The sequence below is a fragment of the Bacteroidia bacterium genome (assembly GCA_041391665.1).
In the GTDB taxonomy this organism is placed as follows: domain Bacteria; phylum Bacteroidota; class Bacteroidia; order J057; family J057; genus JAGQVA01.
Genome location: JAWKNO010000002.1, coordinates 2,617,782 through 2,642,249 on the forward strand (window position 1 = coordinate 2,617,782; position 24,468 = coordinate 2,642,249).

Sequence of the window (24,468 nt, forward strand, 5' to 3'; positions counted from 1 at the left end):
TTTTTAATCAATTTAGGGAATACTTACACCTGATTGTCGTGTAAAAGGTAACGCTTATTCCGATAAAAGAATTATTCTATGATACAAAGGTTAATGTTAACCAGCTGGATTTTTTTTATGTTTTTTTATTCAGCAGAAATATACGCACAGGAAACCACACAAATAAAGGGTGAATTTATTGTTATGCTTGAGCATGGGGTTTCTTTTGATGCTTTTTCTCATAAACCTCTGTATATCAATCAGAAAATGGTGCGATTCCATCATGTCCGGACCCTGGTTCCCCGCCTGAATATCCACCTATTTGCCTGTGATACTGCCGGGGTAAACACAGATATCCTGCTTCGCCTTCTTTCTGCGCATCCTGCGGTTTCCCTGGCTCAGCACAATCACCGGATCACACGGCGCGGGTCTTTGACAACGATTCCTACAGACCCGGGATTCCCCAACCAGTGGGCCCTCAACAATACGGGGCAGTTTGGCGGAGTTCCTGATGCTGATATCGATGCCACAGAGGCCTGGGATCTCGCAACCGGAGGGGTAACCGTGCTGGGAGACAGTATTGTGATTGCGATTGTGGATGGTGGAACGGCCCTTACACAGGAAGATCTTCTTTTATGGAAAAATAAAGGGGAAATTCCGGGAAATGGTGCCGATGATGATGGCAACGGTTATATCGATGATTACGATGGCTGGAATGCGTTTTCCGACGATGGGAATATTCCTGCGGATGTACACGGTACGCTGGTTGCCGGAGTAGCTTCTGCAAAACCCAACAACGGGAAGGGTGGGGTAGGAGTAAGCTGGAATACGCAGATCATGCCCGTGGTGGGGTCTTCTGTGAGTGAAGCTATTGTTGTTGCCGGCTATGGTTATGTTCTGGAAATGCGTACACTTTACAACCAGACCAACGGCTCTTCCGGCGCTTTTGTGGTGGTGGCGAATAGTTCTTTTGGCGTCAATTTTGGCAACCCCGCCAATTTCCCGATATGGTGTGCGTTGTACGACTCACTCGGCCATCAGGGAGTGTTGAGTGTAGTAAGTACGATGAATACCCCACAGAATGTGGACATTGTCGGTGATGTGCCTTCGGCCTGTAGCAGTCCCTGGATGATTGCTGTTACCAATACCACCGCTTCCGACACCAAACGCTCCGATGCGGCTTTTGGACTGACTACCATTGATCTGGGAGCGCCTGGTACGCAGATTTACTCCACGCTCCCCGGGAATAACTACGGGTATGATACGGGTACCTCTTTTGCCGCGCCACAAGTATCTGGTACACTTGCCTTAATGGCTTCTTACGCCTGTCCCGGACTGATGATTTTGTATAAAAATGATCCCGCCGCCGCAGCCCTTAAACTCAAAGATTTTCTCCTTCAGTCTGTAGATACGCTGGGCAGCCTCCAGGGATTGGTCGCTACCGGTGGCAGACTCAATGCCTATCAGGCTTTACTGACGATTCAGGACAGTTGTGGAAGTTTCTCCAATGGCTGTTTGCCTCCTTACAACCTGACAAGTCAGAATCTTACCGATACTTCAGCCTTGCTTACGTGGTGGCAATCCGATACGGCTGACCAGTTTGTCGTTCGTTACAGGCCGTTGGGCGATACGGTGTGGGCTGCTTCTTTTTTTGCCCCGGATACGTTTTTTATGCTTACCGGACTTACCACCTGTTCTGCCTATGAGTTTCAGGTTGCCGCGGCTTGTGATACGCTTTCCAGCGGATTTTTTGGTACTCAGTTGTTTGTTACGGAAGGGTGTTGTAAACCTCCCCAGGCGCCCGAAGTTACGGTTTTGAGCGATACTTCCGCTCATTTTTCATGGACTACGGTATTTGGTGCTGATCACTACGAATACCAGATTCGCGCACTTGCTGATTCTTTTGGGGCGCCTATTGAGCTGACAGATACTTTTTTTGTCGTTGAAGACCTCCTGCCTTGTACAGTGTATCTGGTTAGGGTGAAAGCCGTCTGTAGTGCGCTGGATAATGGTTATTCGGCTACCCGTAGTTTCAGAACCAGCGGGTGTGGTGCATGTCTTGATCAGACCTATTGTATTTCCCGCGGCAATGATGTGGGCTTCGAATGGATTAGAGAGGTTGCCCTTGGACCTGTACTAAATACCAGCGGCAAAAACGATGGCTACGGCAATTTTACCGGCCAGTCGTTTCAGCTTGTCATAGACTCTCTTTATGAACTGGTACTTACACCGGGTTATACGGGTTTTGCCTTTTCTGAGTCGTGGAGGGTGTGGATTGACCTCAATCAGGACGGATTGTTTGATGATGGTACGGAAAGAATGTTTGGTACTCCGGCAGCGCTGTCCGGCCAGGTAGCAGCCCAAATACTCATTCCTCCAGGTACAATCGCAGGCTCAACGCGTATGCGGATCAGCATGAAGTTTGGCGGATTTGGTGGCAATCAGGTGCCGCAGCCCTGCGAAATTTTTAATGAAGGAGAGGTCGAGGATTATTGTATTACGCTTACAGAAACGGATCAGGTGATTTGCCCGGCTCCGACTGCTCCGGAAGTGGTTTTTGTGCCGGGAACGGATTCCCTGCATATCACCTGGACCGGGGGAGCTGATTTGTACGAGGTGCGGCTAAAAAAGCTTTCTACGGGTGGCGTATCGATTTACCCGGTGGCAACGCCATTGCTCAGACTCAACCTCCCCGGCATTTGTGACGGATATGAGGTGCAGGTTCGGGTTGTCTGTCCTGAGGTTACGAGCAGTTTTTCCTCCCCCGTGATTTTTTATACCAAAGGCTGTGGAAACTGCCGCGATCTGGATTATTGTACAGTAAATGGCCCGGATATCAGCGATATATGGTTGCGGAAAGTCCGGATTGGCGATATTCAGCATATTTCCGGCCCGGATCAAGGTTATGGCGACTATACCCAAACGCAAATACCGCTCCGCAGGGGCGATTCAGTTGTGGTTGAATTAGCTTCCGGTTATTCTTTAAATCCTTTGCCGCAATACTGGTCAATATGGGCAGACTGGAATCAGGATGGAGATTTTGAGGATGAGGGTGAAACGGCTTTTGTTTCTGTCTCTTCCACTGATTCTGCAACGGGTAAGTTTTTGGTACCTGCCGACGCCGCTTTTGGTACAGCGCGTATCCGTGTAGGTATGCGCGGAGACAGTATTCCTTCGGCTTGTGGAACCTTCTCTTCCGGTGAATGGCAGGATTACTGCGGGGCGATTTCACCGGGTGTTGGGGTTGATCCTACGTTGCCTGAACCGGAAATCAAACTTTTTCCCAACCCCACCGACGGGAGATTTTCGCTGACTTCTTCAATCCCCCTGACAGGTTTTTCTGTTTACAATTCAATGGGTGCCATGATGTTACACAAGAATTTTCTCTCAACCCCGGAGGTAGAAGCAGACCTTTCCCTTTTACCGGCAGGTGTGTACCTGATAGCGGTAAATATCGGAGAACAACGATGGATACGGATGATAGTGAAAATCTGATAACTACGAAATCAGGTTTTTTGCTTTTTCTTTTTGGCGGCGGGGAAAAGGATATTGTTGAGTATGAGTCTGTAGCCGGGAGAATGGGGGTGCAGTGTCAGGTCTGTAGCATCTTCGCCTAAAGTATGGCGATAATCTTCCGGATCATGTCCGCCATAGAAAGTCCACATCCCTTTGCCCAAATTGCCGTGGATGTAGCGCGCCTCCCCAAAAGCGTTTAATTCGCCCATAATTATTACTCCCGGTTTGATCATGGACTTGTCAAAGGCAGTCGTTTGTCCCAGAAATCCTTTGATTGTGCGGGTATGATTCTGGCACAGCATGGTAGGTACGGGGTCCCATTTGGCCGAAAACTCAAACAAGGTAAAATAGTCCATATCCATAGGCACGCGCCGGTTTCCCGTAACGTCGATGTCGGAATATTCATAGATAAATGGGCTTTCTACAAGTTTAAAGTTCTGAAAGGCAAGGGTTTTACTAAAATCAAGCTGCGCATCGGCGTTGTTGTCCATGGGGTCGCCATCGTAAACCTGCCCGCATATATCGACGCCTTCGGCTGCGAGGGCAATATCATAAGTATCAGTAGCAGAGCACATGGCAAACAAAAACCCTCCCTGATTGAGAAAATCTTTGATTTTTTTCGCCACACTTAATTTCAACTGACTAACTTTTTCAAAACCAAAAAGACGTGCTGTACTTTCCTGCTGTTTTACTTCTTCTCTGTACCAGGAAGCGTCAGAGTTGGTCGCGTGAAACTTTCCGTATTGACCGGTAAAATCTTCATGGTGAAGGTGAAGCCAGTCATAGCCGTCGAGTTTCCCCTCCATGACTTCCTGGTCGTATAATTTATCATAAGGAATCTCCGCATAGGTAAGCGCAATGGTAACGGCATCGTCCCAGGGCTGATTGGTAGGCGGCGAATAAACGGCAATACGTGGGGCGGTTTCCAGCTTGACTGCATCCATATTCACGGATTCAGAAGTGACATATGCGAGAATTTCAGAAGACTTCCCGTCTGAAATCCGGTCATATTTTACACCTCTGATCTGAAGTTCGGTTTCAAATGCCGGAAGAAAAGGAAACATAAAACTTCCGCCCCGGTAATTGAGCAACCATTCTACGTTGACATTGTATTCAAGCACCCAATACGCTATGCCATAAGCTTTTAAGTGCTCTGTCTGCGAATAATCCATGGGGATAAGCAAATAATCTGCCTGAACTATAGAAACAGAACTGCCAAACAAGATCAGAAATACAAGGTTTTTCATAAAATTACCATTGAAATCTTGACATTAAACCGGGTAAATCAATTTAAGCAATTATTCGCGGATTTAATTGTTTTATGAAAAGAAACCTTACGGGTAGGCTCACCGATTGATGGCTTCGGGAGCCTCAGCCTCCGATCAGTATCAATCCTGCACAGGGCGCATTTCCACAAAATCATATAGCGTGGCGGCTCGCAACTCCGCCAGGGCAACCCAGAAGGATTGAAGATTGGCGATGCGGTTGATCTGTGCCTGATCTTTTTCGCGCTGGGCGATAAAAAGGTCCTGAATGGTAACTTTCCCAATCAGATAGCGGTTGCGGGTGATTTCGTACCTTCGGCTGGCAACGTCGTCGGATTTATTGGAAATTTCTACCTGGTTTTTCAACTGGCGAAGATTTTGTACCTGATAGTAGATGGCGACTTCGTATTCCCGGTTTTGTTGTTCAATACGGGTCTGGGTTTGCTCTTGCCGGGTATTTGCCGCCGATATTTCTGCTTTGCCTGCGCCCCATTGTATTATCGGCACATTCAATCCGATCGTAAAAAATTCCTGATCGATAGGATTGGTAAATGCGTCATTGAATGTAGGCCCAGTCTGGTTTAGTCCAAAGGATGCTGTAATATCTGCGGTGAACCGGTTTCCCGAGGCAGCAGCACGTACATTTCGCTCAGCCAGAAGTCGGGAAAGTTCGTTGTTTTTGATCTGTCTGCTAAACTTTAACGCCTGCACAACGGCTTCGTCGGGGTCTACCGTAATCTCCGGAAGGATTTCGGGAATGGCAATTTCGAGTTGGGTATTTTTTTCCAGCCCGAGGGCAGTGATAAGTTCTACCATCGACCGCTCATAGTCCATTTGTGCCTGAGAAAGATCTGCACGGGCATTCATCAGATTGAGTTCGCTTTCCAATAATTCATTTTCCGCGATTCTCCCGACGCTGAACCTCCCTTGCGATAGGTTAAAAATTGTATCATTATTGATGACATTGTTTTGCGCCCGACGAATACCCTGCTGGGCGATTAGCGCGAGAAAATATCTTTGGGTAATTTCCACTGCGATATTTTCGCGTTCCTGGAGGTAATCGATTTTTGCCAGGTCAAAACGCATCGCTTGTTCCGTTTTATTCCATTTGGTGCTATTCAACTGAAACAGCGGCTGACTGATGCGGATCCCAAATGGATTGGAACGCCAGTTGGTAAAGCCGTTGTCGCTGAGAAAGGAGAAATTGGAAAGGGAGGAAAACACAGAAATACTTCCCCCAGTGAGAGGTAATACCTGATTGACATTCAGGCTGAGGTCTGAGTAGGTTTGGCTTTGATACACAAATTTTGGACTGCCATCATCCTGCTGAATATTGACATAAGACCGGCGAAGCCCCGGCAAATCAGCCGAAAAATTGAGTTGTGGTTTGAGTGATGCTGTAAATGCCTGATAGGTGTAAGTGGCCGCCTCTATGCCCATATTGGCCATTTTAGCCGCAGGGCTTTGGCTTTGTGCCATGCGGATACATTCTTCGAGCGTCAGGCTGCGTGTAGCTTGCGCCCGGGCGGTTTCTGCAAAAACAGCCAGAAAAGAAAATAGGAAAATCAGGTATCTCATGAGTATAGGTTGTATTAGTTTGACCGGAGGGAAACCACAGGATCCTGCCTGGCAGCCTGGCGGGCGGGATAAATGCCGAAAATTAGTCCAATCGCAACAGCGACGGGAAAAGAAACTGCCAGGAAAATCGGGGAAATAATGGTCTGGATGCTGGTCAGATATTCGATCAGATAGCTAATGCCCACACCCATGATTACGCCTATAATTCCGCCCGTAACACTGATGACAATGGCCTCGCACATAAATTGCAGGACGATGTCGTTTTTGGTGGCGCCAAGCGAAAGCCTCAGGCCAATTTCCTTTATTCTTTCCAATACAGAGGCCAGCATAATATTCATAATACCAATTCCTCCAACGAGCAATGATATGGAGGCAATGGCCCGTAAAACCCAGTTGAATAAATCCGTACTTTCCTGTTTTTTCTGAAGGAGGGTTTCTGGTATAATAATTTGAAAATCGACGACCTGATTATGTCTTCTTGCAATCATCCGGTTACAGATTTCGGCAATTTTGCGGCTGTAGGCTGTATTGGATATTTTTATCACCAGGTTATCGATCTGGTGATAGTTATCGGGTGTCTGGGTATTCCCCCCTTCTTCTTCTTCCTGTTGTGCTGCCCGGAGTAATCCGGTTTGGGTGACGAGAGCGCGGTTTTTGTATCGGAGAAGGATTGTCTGAATCGGCGTATAAATGTCCATATCATAATTTCGGATACCCAGTTCATCGCGCACTTCCTGAGAGATATTTCTGGGCTTCATAACGCCTATTACGGTTAACCAGTGTTTACCGCATTTTATTTCTTTGCCAATCGGTTCGTCTTTTGGGAAAAATTTTGCCTTAACTCCGTATCCGATAATGCATACGGACTGGGAGTATTTCATTTGTTCATCTGAAAAATGTTTCCCTTCCAGCAATTCCAGTTCTCCATTGGTAAAATAGGTAGGTGTGACGCCTACGAGTTTGATACTGCGCTTGCGTCCCTCTCGCACGGCCATGGTTTCTATTTCTATTTCAGGGCTTACGGCTTCGATGTAGGGTAGTGTTTCCAGTCCTTTCAAATCTTGCATGGTAAGCCCGGGTGTATATCGGTTGGGTTGTCGTTTGGATTCGTCTTCCGTTTCTTCCACTTCGCCTTCTTTTTGTTCGATGACGGGTTTGATAATGATATTATTGGCTCCCAGCGCATTCATTTGTTCGAGGATCTTTTCCTGCGTTCCTCGTCCAATGGCGAGCATGGCAATGACAGAAGCCACGCCAAAAACGATTCCCATGGAAGTGAGCACAGCACGCAGCCAGTTCTGGCTGATGGCATCCAGTGCGATGAGGAAGTTGTAGATGATTTTGTTTAGCATGGATTACGGGAAGTCAGAAGTAGGTGCTATTGTCGGCTGGCTTCGAGCTTTGTATTTTCGAGCGGAATAAAAGGCAGTCCGGTAGTGTCAGAGGGGAAAGAGAGGAAAATTTTATCTTTCAAATCCACCCCATGAAGGATTTCGACGTGGTTGTCGTTCATCAGCCCGGATATTACTTCCTGTCTGACCAGGCCTGAAGGGGTTTCTTTAAATACAAAGCTGATACTATCTGCTGCATGGAGGCATTCCAACGGGAGGTAAAGCGTACTTTCTCGCGAGTCAACGAGGATTTCGTTGCTCGTGGTCATGGAAGGCCGGAGGGTCGTGTCGGTGTCCAGAACGGTTATTTTTACTTCAAAAACCTTTGAGTCTGAGTTGGGCTGTTGTTCGCCGATATTGGCAACTTCGTTGATTATGCCCGACATATACTTGTCAGGTACCGCATCCAGTCCGATTTTCACCTTTTGCCCTTTTTTTATCTTTTGGATGTCTATTTCATTGATATAGGTGATAGATTCCATCTCTGTAAGGTCTGGCAGGGTAGCTACTACAGGATCCCAGGGACTGATCATGGATCCGGCTACGCGTTTTTTTCCATTCCATTCGCGCTGGTAGATCAGCATTCCATTTTCGGGTGCCATGACGGTGAATTCCTGGAGGAGTGCGATGAGGTCGTTGTAAAATTTTTGTTCTTTATTGAGGTCTGATTCTACCTCTTTTACCTTGGCGACAGACTGCGCGATACGTTTCTGGTAATTGGAGATTGCCTGTTCGTAGGCTCTTTCGGCTTTTTCGTAGTCAAGTTCCAGTTTTTTTTGAGTGGCAGGCGCTTCGTATTTTGCCTGTTGGATTTCGTAGAGTTTTTCCTGAAGGCTGTATTTGAGGTTGGCGATATTGTCTCTGGCTTCGGAAAGGGTAAGGGCAGTATCCAGTACGGCTTGGGTGTATTGAGATTGTGCTTTTTGAAGGGAAAGTTCCCGTTCTGCAATTTTCCCGACTACTTCGCTTTTATCGAGATCGGCGATATATTCACCTTTTTTCACAAGAGTGCCTTCCGGTATAATGCGACTGATTTTCATCTGATAAATGCCTGCCTGTCTGCCGCCCTGGGGGCCGAAGATTTCGATAGAGTTTTTGGCCTGGAGTTCTCCTGTGGATGTGACAGACACGTCAAACTTACCTTTCTGAGGGGAGACGACGATTTCCTGGGAAGCGGATTTATCAATTGAGGCGCAACTTGTTATGAAGAGCAAACTGAAGAAAACCGGAAGAAGGAATGGGAGAAATGGTTTCATGGAGTTGGGTAAATAAAGAATGGGACCACAGGGTATAATGAAAAATACGCCAATAAGTTACACCTAAGTCTTTAGAAATAAAAAAAAGGTCAGCGGGGAATGCTGCGGAAATGGGCGGGAGGCTTGTTCTGTGATATAATTCAGCGTCTGTTCACTAAACTGTGGAAAATGATTTTTTACAAAGTATTACCTTAGCCAATGCCCACGGCGCAAAAAGGGCATCTTTCCCCCGCTCTTCCAAAGAGCGGGAGCCAGGGGGTGAGTTCAATTTGGCCGTTCTGTAATGTGGGGGAGTATCGGTTTGGGTTCCAACCTGTCCGCCTAAGAGGACGGGAAGGAATCGGATGGGGAGATTTATGGGGCTGGGAATAGTTATGATTTTGGGGCGCGGGTGTATGATTCGCGGGTGGGGCGGTGGTGGGGTCTTGACCCAGAAGGAAAATCATATGAATCAGGTTATATTGCATTCGCAAACTCGCCTATATTTATAATAGACCCAAATGGTGAAGACTCCTTAATCATTCACAGAAGTAGTCCCCGATATGATCATACTTTTAAGGTTAATTATTATGATATAACAGTGTCTGTAATCCGGAAAGGCAGGGAAACCATTTTACCGGTTGAATATCAACAAGTGACAAATGCGAACTACAATTATGTCCAGCAACCATCAAATTCTTATGTAAAGCTATATTTCCAACAAATGGGAAGCCATGAAGGTGAGGAGGGATTTAAGAATACTATTTTCGTTGATAGCGGAAAAAGAAAACCAGATGGGAGTGTGTATGCAACCTTCATGCATCCAGCGTGGTATCCCGCTACCTCTTTAAGTGGATGCATGGTTACTTGTAAAAAGTTCTTAGTGGAGGTAGGAGGAGCTCCAGATGATGGGACAGGTATATATTATGGAAATAGATATTATGAATATGATGCTCGTGATATAAGTGCCGAATCATTAGCAAAATTTAGGGAGCTATATAGAACTTATAATATTGGCGATGAGAGTGGAAATTTAGAAGGTAATGATTTCTTAATGAAAACAGATTCAAAGGTTGAATATATTCCTAAACCTGATTATAAGATAAATCCAATTAATACTTATATTAAATTTCCAGGATCCCAAATTAATATAGATATAGATAATAATCTGCCTGAGAGAATTAATTCAGGTGGAATACGTAGAAATAATTAAAACTAAATTACTATGAGGTTGATTATTCTGTTTTTATGTTTCACTGCGAATTTGAGCTTTTCTCAAACCGTGGTTCATAATACTCCTACGGTTTTATTACATCTATTTGAAACCAATCCAGATATAGACACACTCTATATTTCTTATTCTGAAAATCCAAGACCTTTAGCAAAGGAAATAGGATTATTTAAAAACTTGAAATTTCTTGTTTGCAATGAAAGTATAACAGATATACCAATCGAGCTTTATAACTTGTCAAAATTGGAATTGTTGTCACTACAACATAATACCCTTGATTCTCTACCAGTTGGAATAAATAAATTAAGTAGTCTCAAGGTTTTGGATTTGATGGATACAAAGATAAAATATTTGCCAGATGATATTTGTGAACTAGATAGTCTGACTACGTTAAACCTCTCAATTACATGCATTACTTCAATTCCCCAATCAATATGGAAGCTCCAAAAGTTATCAAAAATTTCTTTTTGTCTACGTAACTTTGAGTCTTTCCCTTACGAACTTGCAAAGATTCATTCATTAACAATGATAGATACAAGAGTTTGTTCATTTAATGATGATTGTGTAAAAAAAAGTGAGTTGTTTGAGAAAACAGATGCTTTCAGAAAATGGCTCAAAGATTCTTTACCAACTTGTAAGGTTTATTAGTTTAAACCCCCAAGTGGGATTTCTTACTAGGACTCCTGCGCTCATGGGATGCCGGAGAATGAGCTAAATCCGATCCCTTTTCAGTCGTGAATCGGGGTCTTGCCCCATCAAACCGACGTATTCAGCTTCAAATTCCCTCCCACAGCTCGCAGGACTTTCAGGATGGTATCAAACTGGGGTTTGGCATTTTCTGAAAGGGCTTTGTACAAGCTGGGTCTGCTCAGGCCCGTCTGTTGGGCGATTTGGGACATTCCCATAGCTTTGGCAATATGGCCGAGAGCCGCAATGATTTCCTTTGAGTCGCCCTCTTCGAGAACGGCATTCAAATATTCCTGAATCATTTCATCATCTTCCAGATAATCGGCGATATCAAATTTAGAGGTATGGATATTATTTTCGGTTCGTTTCATATGCTTTCCAGATCAATTTGGCTTTTTCAATGTCTTCACGCTGAGTGGATTTGTCTCCTCCGATAAGTAACAGAATGAGTCTTCCTTCCTGCTCTTTAAAATATACCCGATATCCCGTAGCATAATGAATCCGGAGTTCGCGGATCCCCTCTCCTACCGGCTGACAATCTCCAAAATTGCCCGAATCCTCGATTCGTTGAATTCGAACCAGTACCCGGGCTTTGGCTTTTCGGTCTTTTAACTTTCGTAGCCACTTATCAAATTCTTCAGTTTTCTCAATCAGATACATACGCAAATGTATTCACTTGGATACACTTTTGCAAGTATGATACATGGAGTTGTGGAAAACCGAAGACGACCCCGACTCGGAGACCTTCGCCTACACCTTCACGACGCTGGACAAGCCCACTCCCCAAACCGGACCCGCCACGACCCACACGCGGCGGCTGAGTTTGAAATATTATGAGCTTTCCAACCATCTCGGCAACATTTTGGCTACGGTTTCCGACAAAAAAAGCGTTATCTTAGACGACAACGACGGGGTCTTTTACATCGCCTCGTATGCGGCGGAGGTGTTGAGTGTGAGCGACTATTATCCCTTCGGTGCACCCATGCCGGGGCGTTCTTTGAATCTGGGGGATTATCGGTTTGGGTTTAACGGGAAGGAATCGGATGGGGAGATTTCTGGGGATGGGAATAGTTATGATTTTGGGGCGCGGGTGTATGATTCGAGAATAGGGAGATGGTTAAGTAGGGATCCGTTGGAAGGAAAATATCCGGGAATGAGCCCATATGCTGCCTTTAATGATAATCCGATCTTATATATTGACCCTGATGGAAATGATGGGCGGATTTCTGTAACAATTACTAATGATGGAACCGTGCATATAAAGCTAGCGACCACAGTTCATGTTATTGGAGAGGCGGCTACATCGAATACAGTGAAATTACTTCAAAATAAATTTAACAGTATTGATAGGTCCCTATCATTTTCGGGGGCGTTAACTGAAGGACTAAATGTTGTAGTGGATATTGATATTACTTTTAAACAATCTAGCCTTCCCGATTCCTATCTTAGAAAAGCTAAAACTAATTCATTCTATATAGAGCAGTTACAGAGAGACGAGAGTCATCGTAAAACAATTGATTATAACGAGGGGGATAATTTTCTTGAAACAGGAGAATCAGCTTGGGCTGTAGCTAAGGGCAAAAATGGCGTCCTTGAGAATAGTCTTGCCACAGGATTTGGCTATCTTATGGGTTTCTATTCACAGGTTCCCCCTGTTTCATCTGATGCTGATGAAAGTAATGTCGAAATAAATTCAGCTATGCAAGAAATTATGCATTTATTAGGTTTTGACGAAAGATATCAAAAGGGATTAGGAATACCTCAACCAGGGTTTAAAGGCGATGTGCAATCAAATGATCGGGAAAAGGAATATATCCATGGCCAGCATTTTTTTGATATATATAAATTTGCTAAAAATAACGGATTAATAGATGCCGCTATTCAAAATAATGGAAAGGCTTCTATGATACTCCATGAGGACTATAAAGGGAACAAACCTACATTTGATGATACAAATTCAGGAAGAAGAGTTCTACAGAATGATGTTGATAAAGAGGGAAAGGCTATTAAAAATTGATATTATAATATATGAAAAAGACAATAAAAATAATGTTGCTACTTTTTTTTAGTTCTATCGGTTGTACAGCTCAGGAAACTCAGGAGAACGATGATGGGTTAAGAGTTAGTGAGGTAGTGAGTTGTGAATTTAAAGAATATAGTTTTCATCTTGAGTATGAGCAAGGAATTTATCACTTAAATGATATAATCAAACGGTTGGAAATCTTTAAACGTAAAGGAGCGCTTAAGAACTATTATATAGGACTTACCGTTAGTTATTGTAGAGAAGAACAGGAAAAAGACCCATATATTGGTATGAAAAGAGCTAAAGAAGTTCTTGATTACCTTGTCGCAAATTCTACTTTTCCTCGAAATCAATTTGTAATCCAAGACAAACCCCAAAAAGGGGAAAAGTGTAGTGGTAGGTGGGTTTCTGTTATTCCAGTTCCAGGATATGAGCCATAATCCACAAAATCTGTGGCGTTAATTTTATTTTGAGAATATTCACTAAACTGTGTCAAATGATTTTGCAAAAGTGTTATCTTAGACGACAACGACGGAGTCTTTTACATCGCCTCGTATGCGGCGGAGGTGATTACGGTTACTGACTATTACCCCTTTGGCTCGGCGATGCCGGGGCGTTCTTTGAATCTGGGGGATTATCGGTTTGGGTTCCAAAATCAGGAAACTGACCCCGAAATCTACGGCACAGGCAACGCTGTTTCCTACAAGTACCGCGTTGAAGATGCGCGGCTGGGGCGGTTTTTGAGTGTGGATCCGTTGAGTGCGGAGTATCCAGAATTGAGTCCTTATAATTTTGTGGCCAATTCGCCTATAACATTTTTAGACTCTGATGGCCGAGACATAGTCTATTTTAACAGAGAAGGCAAAGAAATTTATAGGGTTGTAACAGAAATAGTTCATGAAACCTATGTTCTGAAAAAAGGAATCGATGCGAGTAGAATAATGGGGCCTATTTTAAATAGTGAGGATTTCTCTATAGCGAAAATGCCAAACAGGATTTTTAATAAAACTGCTTATGAAAAAGATAGAGATTATAACAAATTTGACTATCAAATTGCTGCTTCAACCCATTTGATCAACGAATCGATAGGTGATGGCACTGCTTTAGAGAAAACGGAAGGTGCTGGAAGGCCTGATAACGTACCAGAGTTGGATCCGAATCTAATTAAAGCTATGATCCTCACTGAAACACAGTATGGTTATATAGAGAGTACTCCCGAATGGAAAAAAGGAGAATTAGACATAATGCAAGTAAATGTTGGCTCAGGATCAACAACTATAAGAGGTGATTGGGACCCCAAAAAGCAAACAATAGGGTTGAAAAAAGATATAGTTCCTACGCCCCAAGAAAGTATTCATGCCGGGATTCAATGGTTATATTTTAAAGGAATACAAGTGACAAATATTAAATATAACAATGGGGTAATTGTAGGAGGAAACATCCAATGGACCGGCGGGGAAAAATGGGAAGCCGCTGCAAAAGCCTATAATGGATCGGGTGATCCTAAATATTCAGAAAAACTCACATCAGCATTAGATGCTCTCGACAATAACTCAACGACTGACTATGAAAAGAATAAATGATTATATCTCTTTGAAATGGGTTTTGTTTTTATCCATTACTTTTATCCCAGTTCAACTTCAAGCTCAGTTAATAGAAGATTTTAAACTTTTTTCCCGAGGTTTTGGCGAGGATCCGATTGAATTAGAATTGTCTGCTGATTATGGTATTCAAACAATTAAGTATTTAGGAAAGATCGTTTCTTTAGAAGGAGATACTTTTAGAACTTTCACTTCTTTTATCAACTTCAATGGAAAAGGGGTTAGTAGGTTATTTTTTATTTCTGAAGAGGAGGAGCAGTACATTTATTCCGTTGACCTTCCTGAAGATCTACCAATAAAAATTGAGAATACCGAGTTAATATTTGAGAAGGGAAGACTGATTTTCGAGTGTCCATGCCCATTTATTTGTCCCCCTTCCTATGGGTGTTTGGAAAGGTGGACCTATTAAGCATGAAACATATTATACCTCGCCCAATTTATCTCTAAGTACAAAAAATCCCTACCTCAGTCCAGCGCGAATCTCCCCCGCTCTACGAAAGCGCAGGGGCCGTGGGGTGAGTTCGACAAGCGTTCTTTGAATCTGGGGGATTATCGCTTTGGGTTTAACGGGAAGGAGTCGGATGGGGAAACCTACGGAACTGGGAATATATACGACTATGGTTTTCGGATCTATAACCCACGCTTAGGAAAGTTTCTTTCGGTGGATCCGCTGAGTCCGGAATATCCATGGTACACACCGTATCAGTTTGCGGGGAATAAGCCGGTGAATTCGGTGGATTTGGATGGGCTGGAGGAAAAGGAAGCTTATGACGAGAATGAGGCAGATATGCTGCGACGTCAGGGAAAATTGGATGGTCGCTCAATTACCCGTTTGGTTGGCGCAAATCCTCGTGATCTCAACCTCAACAATCCTTATGATCAAAGTTACCTAAAATCCAGTTGGATTCAGGCAGAAGTAAACCAGTCCTTGACAAAACAACTGTTTGAATATGTGGGGGATGCTTCGATGATGATTGGGGGAATGTTTGGAGCGGTTGGAATGACCTATTCAAATCCCGTCAACATTTCTGCAAAAGCGCCGACGAAGTTGGAGAGTTGGTTTCGGGGATTGAGTACTACTTTTCGGAATCTGTTTCGGCGGGGTGGGAACAAACTCCCGACGATCAAGCAGGTACGAGCCTCCCATATAGACGAAGTCGCGGAGTGAATTGGAGGGAATGCTCCGGATGAAGGAGATGCCATTTGGGGCTGTAGAAGTTAATTACTCAAATGTTTTAAATTCAGCTAGTTCATCATATAAAGGTTCGACGGTTTTGGGGCATTCCTTAAGTAAACACGTTCGGAACCCTAGTATTTGGGGAAAATTAGTTGGTGATAAATCAACATGGCATAACCAAGCTTTGCAACACTTTGATGATATTATGAATGCACCTGGAAGTTTTATTAAAAAAACAAATGACTACGGAATAAACTTTTTGGAAAAGAGATTATCTGATGGAAGAGGCATTCGTTTAAATATGGATAAGACATTTAAAGGGTTTATCGATTAGAATATATGAAAGAAATTACTGAAATTATAGAAATAGTATTTGAAAGAGTTAAACTTGAAAAAATAGTTGAAATCTTGATTAGAAAGCTATCTGAGTCAACTTTAAAAAAGTATAACATTATTGCAGACTCATCAGAATTTAATTTAGAGTCGAAAGAGATGATTTTTGATAGCATTAATCGATCTTCAGATGGAGCATTCGTTTTTACTTTTTCAAACTTTAGTTTGAAAGACATCTTTTTATCACAAGTGTGGTTCCGAATTGATAAATATGATAATATCTATGACTTGAGCTTAGACATTGAAGAAAAGGAAATACGACAAAAGACCTCTATTTCAGATTTACAGAAGCGTGTCGCATCTCTTGCAGAGGAATTAAAAACAAATAGCTATTATTGTGGATACGAACCTGCAACTGATGAGGAAACAAGGCTATTTTCAGTAAATATATTAGGGCCATTAAATAATTGGGAAATATGGATAACTAGAATGAACTAACGTTGCTACTGCGGGGTGTCCTCTTCCCCAAAGCCGCAACAGGTCTAAAGTAAAAATTCTGCCTTAAATGTTGTCCGATCTCATCGGGAGTTTTGTGGCCGATGGAGCTGTGGGGGTGGAGATTATACTCGCGTAAATGTGTCAATTAATTATTTAAAAGTATTACCTTAGCCAACGCCGCGCCGGTCTGATTTCCCCATAAAACCAGCGCCCGTGGGGCAAAATGCAGCCATTTTCCCCCGCTCTTCCACAGAACGGGGGCCAGGGGTGAGTTCAATTTGGCCGTTCTTTGAATTTGGGGGAGTATCGGTTTGGGTTTCAATCTCAAGAATCCGATCCCGAAATCTACGGCACGGGCAACGCCGTTTCCTACAAGTACCGTGTCGAAGAAACGCGGCTGGGGCGGTTTTTGAGTGTGGATCCGTTGACGGCTAAGTATCCTTTTTACAGCCCGTATGCGTTTTCGGGCAACCGAGTGCTGGATGCGGTGGAGTAGATGCTTGGTCTGAGGCACTAAGTGATGGAAATCACCATCATCTTCAGAATCATCCTGGAGTTGGACAGGCAGTTCCTATGTTTGTTCCGGTAAACGATGGATTATATCGTTTACAGTTTAAGTCTCAAACAAGCAAAATGTTTGACACAAGCGTAGATTTCTATTCAACTGACCTTGGTTACGAGGATGTTGAGGCGGATAACCCTAAAAGAGAAAAATAATATATTAATCCCCATTAAGACTATGAGTTCATTTTTGTCAGTTTGCATAGTATTATTTCAGTCAATTACTTTGCTCATAATTGGAATAGCCAGTTATGTATTCTTAGTTAGGTTCCTGAAAAAATCAGGTAAAGGGAATTGGCTAAAATATGTAAAAATTAGTGGTTTAGGTTATTTCCTTATGCTTTTAATAAATACCTCCATTGCTGTTTGGTTCCGTTTCAGTGATTGTTTTACTACGGCAATAGAAGACCCTTCTGTCAGAACAATTGCTAAAACAGAAATACAAGGAGAAATAGAATATTACTATCAAGGCTTTGGAAAGTCAGTCTATAATCCGGGAAGCAATGATTTTCGGGGTTGGTTCAGAAATGGAACAGCATATTTTCCGGTAGTTTTCATGGGTGATAATAAAAAGTGAAATTGTTGATTTACATGCATCAGGACTCAACTTTAAACTGGAGTGTGGATAGTGTGAATATTGAGCATTAACTTGATCGCGTTCTCCCTCGAAATCTACGGCACAGGCAACGCCGTTTCCTACAAGTACCGCGTCGAAGATCCGCGGCTGGGGCGGTTTTTGAGTGTGGATCCGTTGAGTGCGGAGTATCCGTGGAACTCGCCGTATGCGTTTTCTGAAAATAGGGTTATTGATGGGATTGAGTTGGAGGGGTTGGAGTATTACTACACTGCAAAAGGATATTTATTAGGAAATTGGGGAACATCTCAAGTCATCAAGATTGTTCCTGAAGCTGAAATTGCAAGAGCAAAAGATGCGTTTTTAGAATGTGGAGATTTTTGTTTGGAAGAGAATACATACTATTTCGAGGATTACTTACCTGATGTAAGTGAAACATTGCTATATGAGGTTGGTAGTCAAGTAACAGATCCTAAAATAAAAAAAGGAATAACAGGTCAGTCTTTGAGAGATGGCCATCCTCTAAAATATAATGAAGCTACTGGCGAAGGAGGTACCTTTGCCGGAACCCCCGTCCTCCAATCGGACTTGTTTGATATAACAGAGGAATTTAATCATGTGCTTAAGGATAACTTAAGCCATTTCGAACAAGGGTTTTGGTCTAAAAATATTAGAGGGGGGCCCTCAGATTGGTGGTTTGGTCTTCAGGTGACAGATGATGCTAATTATGATATCAAAAGTCTAAAGCGAACTAACTTAGATTTAATTCCATCTTATGCAGCAATATCAATTGGGGAATGGACTTTATATGAGGGTAGGCTGACAAGATATGATGATTATGGAAATATTTCGTACGGGTATTGGGGAACCCATTATGGATTTAATAGGGATAAACTTTTAAGCGGAGCAGACGATAATCAGGATACGAAAAATGGTAAGACAACAACAGGTGTAGGTGATGAACAAAGGGATAAAGATGCTATCAATTTGGGAATTGACAAGTACTTAAACAGAGATTAATCAAATGAAAAAAAATCGATTTATTATCGGAATATTATTCCTTGTTTCTTGCAATAGGCTCATTGATAGCAATTCAACATATTACCAGGATGGGAAGTTGTTTCAATCTCCCGAAAACACTCTGGTTGATGGGGTGGTGGTTTCTCATTACGCAAATGGAGTTCTTCGTTCAGAAATGACCTATTCGAAAGGTAGACCAAGTGGAGGGTGGAAAACTTATGGATTTGATGGGGAAATTATTCAGCAAGGGATATATTTCAAGGATTTATGTATTGATAGCTTTCTTTATGAAGCCAATCCCACCTTAGATTATTTATTATCTTCTAGTCAAGAAGGATCTGTTACATTTGCTACAATCAGTCTAATTAGCCATAACAAAAATAAATCGCTAGATGATTATTTTCAATACATTAGGAAGGAATGTCTAAGCAAGTATCGTTTTGGCAATGTTGAAGCTCTTCTAATTGTAGATGACTCAATAATTTTTAGAAAGTGGTTTCCTCAACTAGAATCGGAGTAGACCTTGAGAGTTATCCTCTTCCATTGTCCTCTCCCCCAAAGCCGCAACAGATCAAAAGTAAAAATTCTGCCTTAAATGTTGTCCGATCTCATCGGGAGTTTTGTATCCGATGGAGTTGTGAGGGTGGATGGAATGGTAAGTCATCCACCACTGTTGCAATTTTTCATTGAGCTGTTCCATGTTGTCAAACCATTCGAGATTCAGACATTCCTTTCTGTATTTTACCCCGATATCTCCTCCAAAGAAATCAGGAAAGCTGCCGCAACATATCGCCGAGGCGATTCAGCACCGCAGTTTGGACCGGGAGACCTAGCGATCAACCCAAAACCCAACACCCAACAGCCAAAACCCAAAACCCAACAGCCAAAACCCAAAACCCAAAACCCAAAACCCAACACCCAAAACCCAACAGCTAACAGCCAACAGCCAACACCCCAAAAAACAAAAGCCCGCAACATACTATCGCGGGCTTCTTTATATGACTAAAAGTCTTCTTTACACAAACCGGAATCTTGGTCCTGCATAAACTGCGGCTTCGCCCAGTTCTTCTTCGATGCGGAGAAGCTGGTTGTATTTAGCGATCCGGTCACTGCGGGAGATAGAGCCGGTTTTGATCTGACCGGAACCCAGCGCTACGGCGAGGTCAGCGATGGTCGTATCTTCGGTTTCTCCACTGCGGTGGCTGATGATGTTGGTATAGCTGTGGCGGGTAGCCAGCTGTACGGCTTCGATAGTTTCGGTCAGTGAGCCGATCTGGTTTACTTTTACCAGGATAGAGTTGGCTACACCTTCGCGGATACCGCGGCTGAGGAAGTCCACATTGGTTACAAACAAGTCATCACCTACCAGCTGAATGCGGCTTCCGAGCGTGTCGGTAAGTTCTTTCCAGCCTTTCCAGTCTTCTTCTGCAAGACCGTCTTCGATAGACACGATAGGGTATTTGCCACACCAGTCTTTCCAGAAGCTGACCATTTCGGAAGAAGTGAGTTCGTCGCCTGAAGAGAAACGGAAAACGTATTTTCCTTTTTCAGCATCATAGAATTCGGAGCTGGCGGCGTCGATAGAGATGAAGATATCTTCACCCGGGCGGTAGCCAGCTTTTTCGATGGATTCCATGATGATCTGGAGGGCAGCTTCATTGGAAGGCAGGTTAGGTGCAAAACCACCTTCGTCACCTACGTTGGTGCTAAGTCCACGTTTTTTCAGTACGCTTTTGAGTGAATGGAAAGTTTCTGCACCCATGCGGAGGGCTTCGCTGAAATTTTCGGCATTCACCGGCATGATCATAAACTCCTGAATATCCACAGAGTTGTCTGCATGACTTCCTCCGTTGAGGATGTTCATCATCGGTACGGGCAGGTAACGCGCGTTTACCCCGCCTACATAACGATAAAAAGGAAGGCCTACGGTTTCGCTGGCAGCTCTTGCAACAGCGAGAGATACGCCGAGAATTGCGTTGGCACCAAGTTTACCTTTATTGTGGGTTCCATCCAGATTGATAAGCAGATTGTCAATTTCTGCCTGATCAAACACCATCATTCCTTCCAGTTCAGGAGCGATAATTTCATTCACATTTTGTACGGCCTGTAAAACGCCTTTACCAACGTAGCGGTCTCCACCATCGCGAAGCTCCACGGCTTCGTGGGTACCTGTGCTAGCGCCTGAAGGCACGGCAGCACGTCCGATGGTTCCGGCAGAAGTAAGTACCTCCACTTCTACGGTGGGGTTTCCCCGGGAGTCAAGGATTTCTCTTCCGGTAATGTCTGCGATATAGCTCATAATTAATAATTGGTTTCAAGATACGGCGCGAAGGTAAAAAAAAATCGGTATTTTGCCGTTGATTTTTATGCTTTTCCCAAGTTGTTTACCTATGGAATCAATTAAGATTGCCGCATTGCAATTGGATCTGGTATGGCATAATCCGGCAGCCAACCGTGAACGGATTGAACAACTGCTCAAAACCTGCAAAGAGCAGCCTGATCTTATATTGCTACCGGAGATGTTTACCTCTGGTTTTACCATGAAACCTCAGCAGGTAGCTGAGGATGTGGAAGGCACTACCATGGAGTGGATGATGAAAATTGCCCACAAATATCATGCGCTGGTCGGTGGAAGTCTTGTCGTCAGAGAGGGAAAAAGTTTTTTCAACCGCTTTCTCTTTGTCGATGAGGAAGAAATTCAGTTGGAGTACAATAAGCGCCACCTCTTTCGCCTTGCCGGCGAGAATGATGCCTATGAAAAAGGTGAAGAATGGGTCTGGTACGAATATAAAGGGTGGAAAATAGTTCCCCTCATTTGCTATGACCTCCGGTTTCCTGTATGGAGCCGCAACCGTGCTCAACTTAACGGCGAACTGCGCCACGATATTCTGACTTATGTAGCCAACTGGCCCGGCAAACGAATCGGCCACTGGGAAACGCTCCTGAAAGCCCGTGCCATCGAAAACCAGTCCTACGTGATTGGTGTCAACCGTATTGGTACAGACGCCAATGGACTGGAGTATCCGGGGCATTCGATGATTGTCGATCCGCATGGCGAAGTGCTGGCTTTCAACGCCGGGGAAGAAACGATCCTTACCGCTACGCTGGATCGGAAAGTGCTGACTGACTGGCGTAAGGTTTTCCCCGTATGGCAGGATGCGGATGAGTTTGATCTGTACATGTAATCACATGTAATCCTCTCATTTACCTGCTGAAAATATCTTTTCTATCTGCTGCCAGACGGCCACACCCTGGGAGGGAATTTGTTCGTACGCTTCCAATGGCAGATACACACTGAGCTTGAGGAATGCCCGCGCTGAAAGAATAGTTTTCAGCTGATCTTCAGTGGTTGCCGATACCCGAAATTGTTGGTCAGACTGGGGTTCCCAAATCCAGGGGTCGCTTTGTGCTGATATCAGAAAATCATCGGAAAAAGAATTTGCTGCTGCCAGGAAAATGGGTTGAAACTGATCTTTATACCTGCCACTGAGGATCAGATGAAATCCGACGGGTCTTCCCCAAAGGATAACCGTGCGAAAGGTGAAAAAGTGATCCCGGTCGAAAATGGCAGGGTGATCGAGTACCCGGTAGGCATACGTGTGGTAGTTTTCCCCCCGTGCAATTTTCCCCTCCGAAGGGAAGAGGGTTTTTGAAAAATCCCAGGTAGATGTGAGCAGACATTGACTGAGTTGTCTCCGGAGCTGGTTGAGGAGCGCCTCGATTTTTTCCCACACTTTGGCCTTAAGCGGCATAAACGTCAGGTCTTTGAATACTGAAAGCTCCTGTCGGGTAAGTTTGGTATCCCTTTCCATAGGCAGGAAATTACAGCAAACCATGTTTGAAATGCAAGAACAGTACTAAAACCCGGTAAAAAGAAGCGCGATTTTTTTTACCGGGACAAAACCTTACAACGAAAATATGGAAAATATTTTTTCTGTTTTTTCTGACGCAGGCAAATAACAGGTATATGGGGCTAAAGTACAGGGGTATAACATTGATTTAGATAATTTTGGGAGTGGTTATTTTGGAAAATGGTAATTAAGTGCAGATAATATTACACAGGTGAATTTTTGACCAAAAGGTATTTCGAAATCCGAATAAAACGCCTGAGATTAGCATTATCAAACAGAGGAAGAAAGGGAGTGGGATAAGCAATAACAATAATTGAGATCCATGAAAAGGAGATTATATATCGTAATGTGATCGTGAAATATTAGGATTAGGTTAATTTGGGTTGTGTTTTTGTTTGTGTTTTGACCCCTTGCCTTCAGGCAGGGGGTTTTTCTGTTTATACCTAAATCTGAACCATTCTGGAGTGAATCAGTATCAACCGGAAGAATATTCCGTAAATTAAAAAATTGAACCGGATGATTCTATGAGAGAGAAGCTCGATTTTCTGAAAGATATTGCAAAAAAGGCGGGGGCAGTCATGATGGCTTCCTGGGAACGGGACGTGGCTGTATTTCAGAAACCTGACAACACGATTGTCACTTCCGTAGATTTGGAAATCAGCCAGATCGTCTGTCGAAGCATCCTTGATGTATATCCCGACAGTGCTTTGCTGACGGAAGAGACCAGCGGTAAATTACTCTACCCGAAAAGAACGGGTTTTATTGTAGATGAACTTGACGGCACGTATTCTTATTCGATCAAACGCCCGGGTTTTACCTTTCAATGTGCCTACTATGAAAATTTTGATCAATTGAATATCGGGTTGATTTATGACCCTTTGCGGGATCTGATGGTGTACTCCCTGAAGGGGGAAGGCGTATGGCTGGAGGAAGCCGGACAGATAGAAAAGTTGGTTTCCATAGGGAAAAAACCCTGGTTGAGTCTGCGTTTTGGGCATCACCGCACGTATATGACCCAAACGCATCGGAAAATGTATTCGTTAATGGGGGTAAAAGCTGAGAATATTGTTCCAACAGGTAGTATTGGTTCTAAAACAATTGATTTTGCCCTTGGGAAAATAGATGCCATCATTGCACTCAACCGGGTTGTTTCTCCCTGGGACTGGGCCCCGGGAAAAGCGATCCTCGAAGAATTGGGCTATCACTTTTCTCACCTTACCGGTGAAGAGGTAATGCTTCGGTATCCGGGCAATTTTGTTGGTTTTGGCTATCTGGTCTGTCCACCAGAGCATCTGGAAAAATTTCGCAGGGAATTACACTGGATCATCAGGCGCGTAAGCCGCAGAGGGCGAAAGAAGATTTAGAACTGGAAAATGAATTTTTTAATAAAATAATAAATCTGTGTGACCTGTATAGTATAATATAATCTTAACTTAGAATACAGACGTACTTTTAACTATTAAGGCAAATATGAGATTTAATGGGAACCACCTTCCGGAGGAAGGAGATATTGTGTACAAGATCGACCCAAACATCGAACCCGACAGTGTAATACGAAGTACATTTACCCTGGGGAACCGTTTTTTGTTCTGGCCTGAAATGTTCACAACGCCTGAGGATCTGGATATGTACCCGGTTTTTTCAGATTATGAAGAGGCTGAAGCATACCTCAGGGAATATCATCGTTAAGCCTTTGTGGTACGCTTTACTTTTTCCTGTATGATTTAGTTCAAAATAATTTGAGATAAATCTAACAGATAACCGCAGTGTCTCGTTTTTCCCTGGATTATGATATTTCCCGAATCATCTCGGGTGGGGATGGATACGAAACCCTGGTAATCTGTAATGCCAAACTGCATATCACCTAATGTGCGGATGATCACTTGTTGACTCGGAACAGGGCTTCCGTCTTTGTTGATTACCTGAAAAGATATAATAGATGCCATAA

The 24,468-nt window shown here is 43.6% G+C and carries 27 protein-coding genes; 18 read left to right on the top strand and 9 right to left on the bottom strand.

Annotated features, from left to right (window positions below; all coding sequences use genetic code 11):
* Window positions 1-117 precede the first annotated feature (117 nt).
* The gene (locus tag R3D00_21910; protein MEZ4775852.1) at window positions 118-3,474 is read left to right on the top strand and encodes a GEVED domain-containing protein; all 3,357 of its coding nucleotides are present in this window, start codon (window positions 118-120) and stop codon (window positions 3,472-3,474) included.
* Between the two features lie 11 nt (window positions 3,475-3,485).
* Here R3D00_21910 and R3D00_21915 read toward each other — a convergent pair whose 3' ends face one another.
* The 4 genes from R3D00_21915 to R3D00_21930 all read right to left on the bottom strand — a co-directional run bounded on the left by R3D00_21915 (window position 3,486) and on the right by R3D00_21930 (window position 8,985).
* Window positions 3,486-4,742 (bottom strand): asparagine synthetase B, encoded by a 1,257-nt coding sequence (locus R3D00_21915; GenBank protein ID MEZ4775853.1) that lies wholly within the window; start codon window positions 4,740-4,742, stop codon window positions 3,486-3,488.
* Between the two features lie 141 nt (window positions 4,743-4,883).
* Window positions 4,884-6,338 carry a TolC family protein gene (locus R3D00_21920; GenBank protein ID MEZ4775854.1) on the bottom strand — a complete coding sequence of 485 codons (1,455 nt, stop codon included), beginning with the start codon at window positions 6,336-6,338 and terminating at the stop codon, window positions 4,884-4,886.
* A 14-nt stretch (window positions 6,339-6,352) separates the two neighbouring features.
* The gene (locus R3D00_21925; GenBank protein ID MEZ4775855.1) at window positions 6,353-7,690 is read right to left on the bottom strand and encodes an ABC transporter permease; all 1,338 of its coding nucleotides are present in this window, start codon (window positions 7,688-7,690) and stop codon (window positions 6,353-6,355) included.
* A 26-nt stretch (window positions 7,691-7,716) separates the two neighbouring features.
* Window positions 7,717-8,985 carry an HlyD family efflux transporter periplasmic adaptor subunit gene (locus R3D00_21930; GenBank protein ID MEZ4775856.1) on the bottom strand — a complete coding sequence of 423 codons (1,269 nt, stop codon included), beginning with the start codon at window positions 8,983-8,985 and terminating at the stop codon, window positions 7,717-7,719.
* 406 nt (window positions 8,986-9,391) lie between these two features.
* Here R3D00_21930 and R3D00_21935 point away from each other — a divergent pair, with 406 nt between their 5' ends.
* Window positions 9,392-10,177: a hypothetical protein gene (locus R3D00_21935; protein MEZ4775857.1), complete on the top strand. Its 786-nt coding sequence runs from the start codon at window positions 9,392-9,394 to the stop codon at window positions 10,175-10,177.
* 12 nt (window positions 10,178-10,189) lie between these two features.
* Window positions 10,190-10,843 (top strand): hypothetical protein, encoded by a 654-nt coding sequence (locus R3D00_21940; GenBank protein MEZ4775858.1) that lies wholly within the window; start codon window positions 10,190-10,192, stop codon window positions 10,841-10,843.
* Window positions 10,844-10,950: 107 nt separating this feature from the next.
* On the opposite strand, the gene R3D00_21945 is transcribed toward R3D00_21940, so the two are convergent.
* Entirely contained in the window at window positions 10,951-11,232 is a 282-nt protein-coding gene (locus R3D00_21945; GenBank protein MEZ4775859.1) for a putative addiction module antidote protein, read from the bottom strand.
* Between the two features lies 1 nt (window position 11,233).
* Window positions 11,234-11,542: a type II toxin-antitoxin system RelE/ParE family toxin gene (locus R3D00_21950; GenBank protein MEZ4775860.1), complete on the bottom strand. Its 309-nt coding sequence runs from the start codon at window positions 11,540-11,542 to the stop codon at window positions 11,234-11,236.
* Between the two features lie 43 nt (window positions 11,543-11,585).
* Here R3D00_21950 and R3D00_21955 point away from each other — a divergent pair, with 43 nt between their 5' ends.
* The 12 genes from R3D00_21955 to R3D00_22010 all read left to right on the top strand — a co-directional run bounded on the left by R3D00_21955 (window position 11,586) and on the right by R3D00_22010 (window position 19,675).
* Window positions 11,586-12,899 (top strand): RHS repeat-associated core domain-containing protein, encoded by a 1,314-nt coding sequence (locus tag R3D00_21955; protein ID MEZ4775861.1) that lies wholly within the window; start codon window positions 11,586-11,588, stop codon window positions 12,897-12,899.
* Between the two features lie 11 nt (window positions 12,900-12,910).
* Window positions 12,911-13,345, top strand: a complete 435-nt coding sequence (locus tag R3D00_21960) for a hypothetical protein (GenBank protein ID MEZ4775862.1) — start codon at window positions 12,911-12,913, stop codon at window positions 13,343-13,345.
* Between the two features lie 126 nt (window positions 13,346-13,471).
* Window positions 13,472-14,488 carry an RHS repeat-associated core domain-containing protein gene (locus R3D00_21965; protein MEZ4775863.1) on the top strand — a complete coding sequence of 339 codons (1,017 nt, stop codon included), beginning with the start codon at window positions 13,472-13,474 and terminating at the stop codon, window positions 14,486-14,488.
* Window positions 14,472-14,915, top strand: a complete 444-nt coding sequence (locus R3D00_21970) for a hypothetical protein (GenBank protein ID MEZ4775864.1) — start codon at window positions 14,472-14,474, stop codon at window positions 14,913-14,915. Before R3D00_21965 ends, R3D00_21970 begins: the two co-directional genes overlap by 17 nt.
* Before the next feature lie 30 nt (window positions 14,916-14,945).
* Complete coding sequence (locus R3D00_21975) at window positions 14,946-15,674, top strand: RHS repeat-associated core domain-containing protein (protein ID MEZ4775865.1); 729 nt, start codon at window positions 14,946-14,948, stop codon at window positions 15,672-15,674.
* Between the two features lie 10 nt (window positions 15,675-15,684).
* Window positions 15,685-16,017 carry a hypothetical protein gene (locus R3D00_21980; protein MEZ4775866.1) on the top strand — a complete coding sequence of 111 codons (333 nt, stop codon included), beginning with the start codon at window positions 15,685-15,687 and terminating at the stop codon, window positions 16,015-16,017.
* Between the two features lie 5 nt (window positions 16,018-16,022).
* Entirely contained in the window at window positions 16,023-16,514 is a 492-nt protein-coding gene (locus R3D00_21985; GenBank protein ID MEZ4775867.1) for a hypothetical protein, read from the top strand.
* 289 nt (window positions 16,515-16,803) lie between these two features.
* Entirely contained in the window at window positions 16,804-17,010 is a 207-nt protein-coding gene (locus R3D00_21990; GenBank protein MEZ4775868.1) for a hypothetical protein, read from the top strand.
* 243 nt (window positions 17,011-17,253) lie between these two features.
* Window positions 17,254-17,652: a hypothetical protein gene (locus R3D00_21995; protein MEZ4775869.1), complete on the top strand. Its 399-nt coding sequence runs from the start codon at window positions 17,254-17,256 to the stop codon at window positions 17,650-17,652.
* Between the two features lie 72 nt (window positions 17,653-17,724).
* Window positions 17,725-18,669 carry a polymorphic toxin type 44 domain-containing protein gene (locus tag R3D00_22000; protein MEZ4775870.1) on the top strand — a complete coding sequence of 315 codons (945 nt, stop codon included), beginning with the start codon at window positions 17,725-17,727 and terminating at the stop codon, window positions 18,667-18,669.
* A 4-nt stretch (window positions 18,670-18,673) separates the two neighbouring features.
* A complete protein-coding gene (locus R3D00_22005; GenBank protein ID MEZ4775871.1) occupies window positions 18,674-19,189 on the top strand; it encodes a hypothetical protein in 516 nt (171 codons plus the stop codon).
* A gap of 75 nt (window positions 19,190-19,264) precedes the next feature.
* On the top strand, window positions 19,265-19,675 hold the full coding sequence (locus R3D00_22010; protein ID MEZ4775872.1) for a hypothetical protein: 411 nt from the start codon (window positions 19,265-19,267) through the stop codon (window positions 19,673-19,675).
* Between the two features lie 9 nt (window positions 19,676-19,684).
* On the opposite strand, the gene eno is transcribed toward R3D00_22010, so the two are convergent.
* On the bottom strand, window positions 19,685-20,968 hold the full coding sequence (gene eno / locus R3D00_22015) for a phosphopyruvate hydratase (protein MEZ4775873.1): 1,284 nt from the start codon (window positions 20,966-20,968) through the stop codon (window positions 19,685-19,687).
* Window positions 20,969-21,059: 91 nt separating this feature from the next.
* On the opposite strand from eno, the gene R3D00_22020 reads away from it, so the two are divergent.
* The gene (locus R3D00_22020; protein ID MEZ4775874.1) at window positions 21,060-21,854 is read left to right on the top strand and encodes an amidohydrolase; all 795 of its coding nucleotides are present in this window, start codon (window positions 21,060-21,062) and stop codon (window positions 21,852-21,854) included.
* Window positions 21,855-21,869: 15 nt separating this feature from the next.
* Here the strand turns inward: R3D00_22020 and R3D00_22025 are convergent, their stop codons facing one another.
* On the bottom strand, window positions 21,870-22,481 hold the full coding sequence (locus tag R3D00_22025; GenBank protein ID MEZ4775875.1) for a hypothetical protein: 612 nt from the start codon (window positions 22,479-22,481) through the stop codon (window positions 21,870-21,872).
* A 563-nt stretch (window positions 22,482-23,044) separates the two neighbouring features.
* On the opposite strand from R3D00_22025, the gene R3D00_22030 reads away from it, so the two are divergent.
* Both R3D00_22030 and R3D00_22035 read left to right on the top strand, forming a co-directional pair.
* Window positions 23,045-23,884 carry an inositol monophosphatase family protein gene (locus R3D00_22030; protein MEZ4775876.1) on the top strand — a complete coding sequence of 280 codons (840 nt, stop codon included), beginning with the start codon at window positions 23,045-23,047 and terminating at the stop codon, window positions 23,882-23,884.
* Window positions 23,885-23,990: 106 nt separating this feature from the next.
* Window positions 23,991-24,209, top strand: a complete 219-nt coding sequence (locus R3D00_22035) for a hypothetical protein (protein ID MEZ4775877.1) — start codon at window positions 23,991-23,993, stop codon at window positions 24,207-24,209.
* 35 nt (window positions 24,210-24,244) lie between these two features.
* Here the strand turns inward: R3D00_22035 and R3D00_22040 are convergent, their stop codons facing one another.
* A complete protein-coding gene (locus R3D00_22040) occupies window positions 24,245-24,466 on the bottom strand; it encodes a hypothetical protein (GenBank protein ID MEZ4775878.1) in 222 nt (73 codons plus the stop codon).
* Window positions 24,467-24,468: the final 2 nt, after the last annotated feature.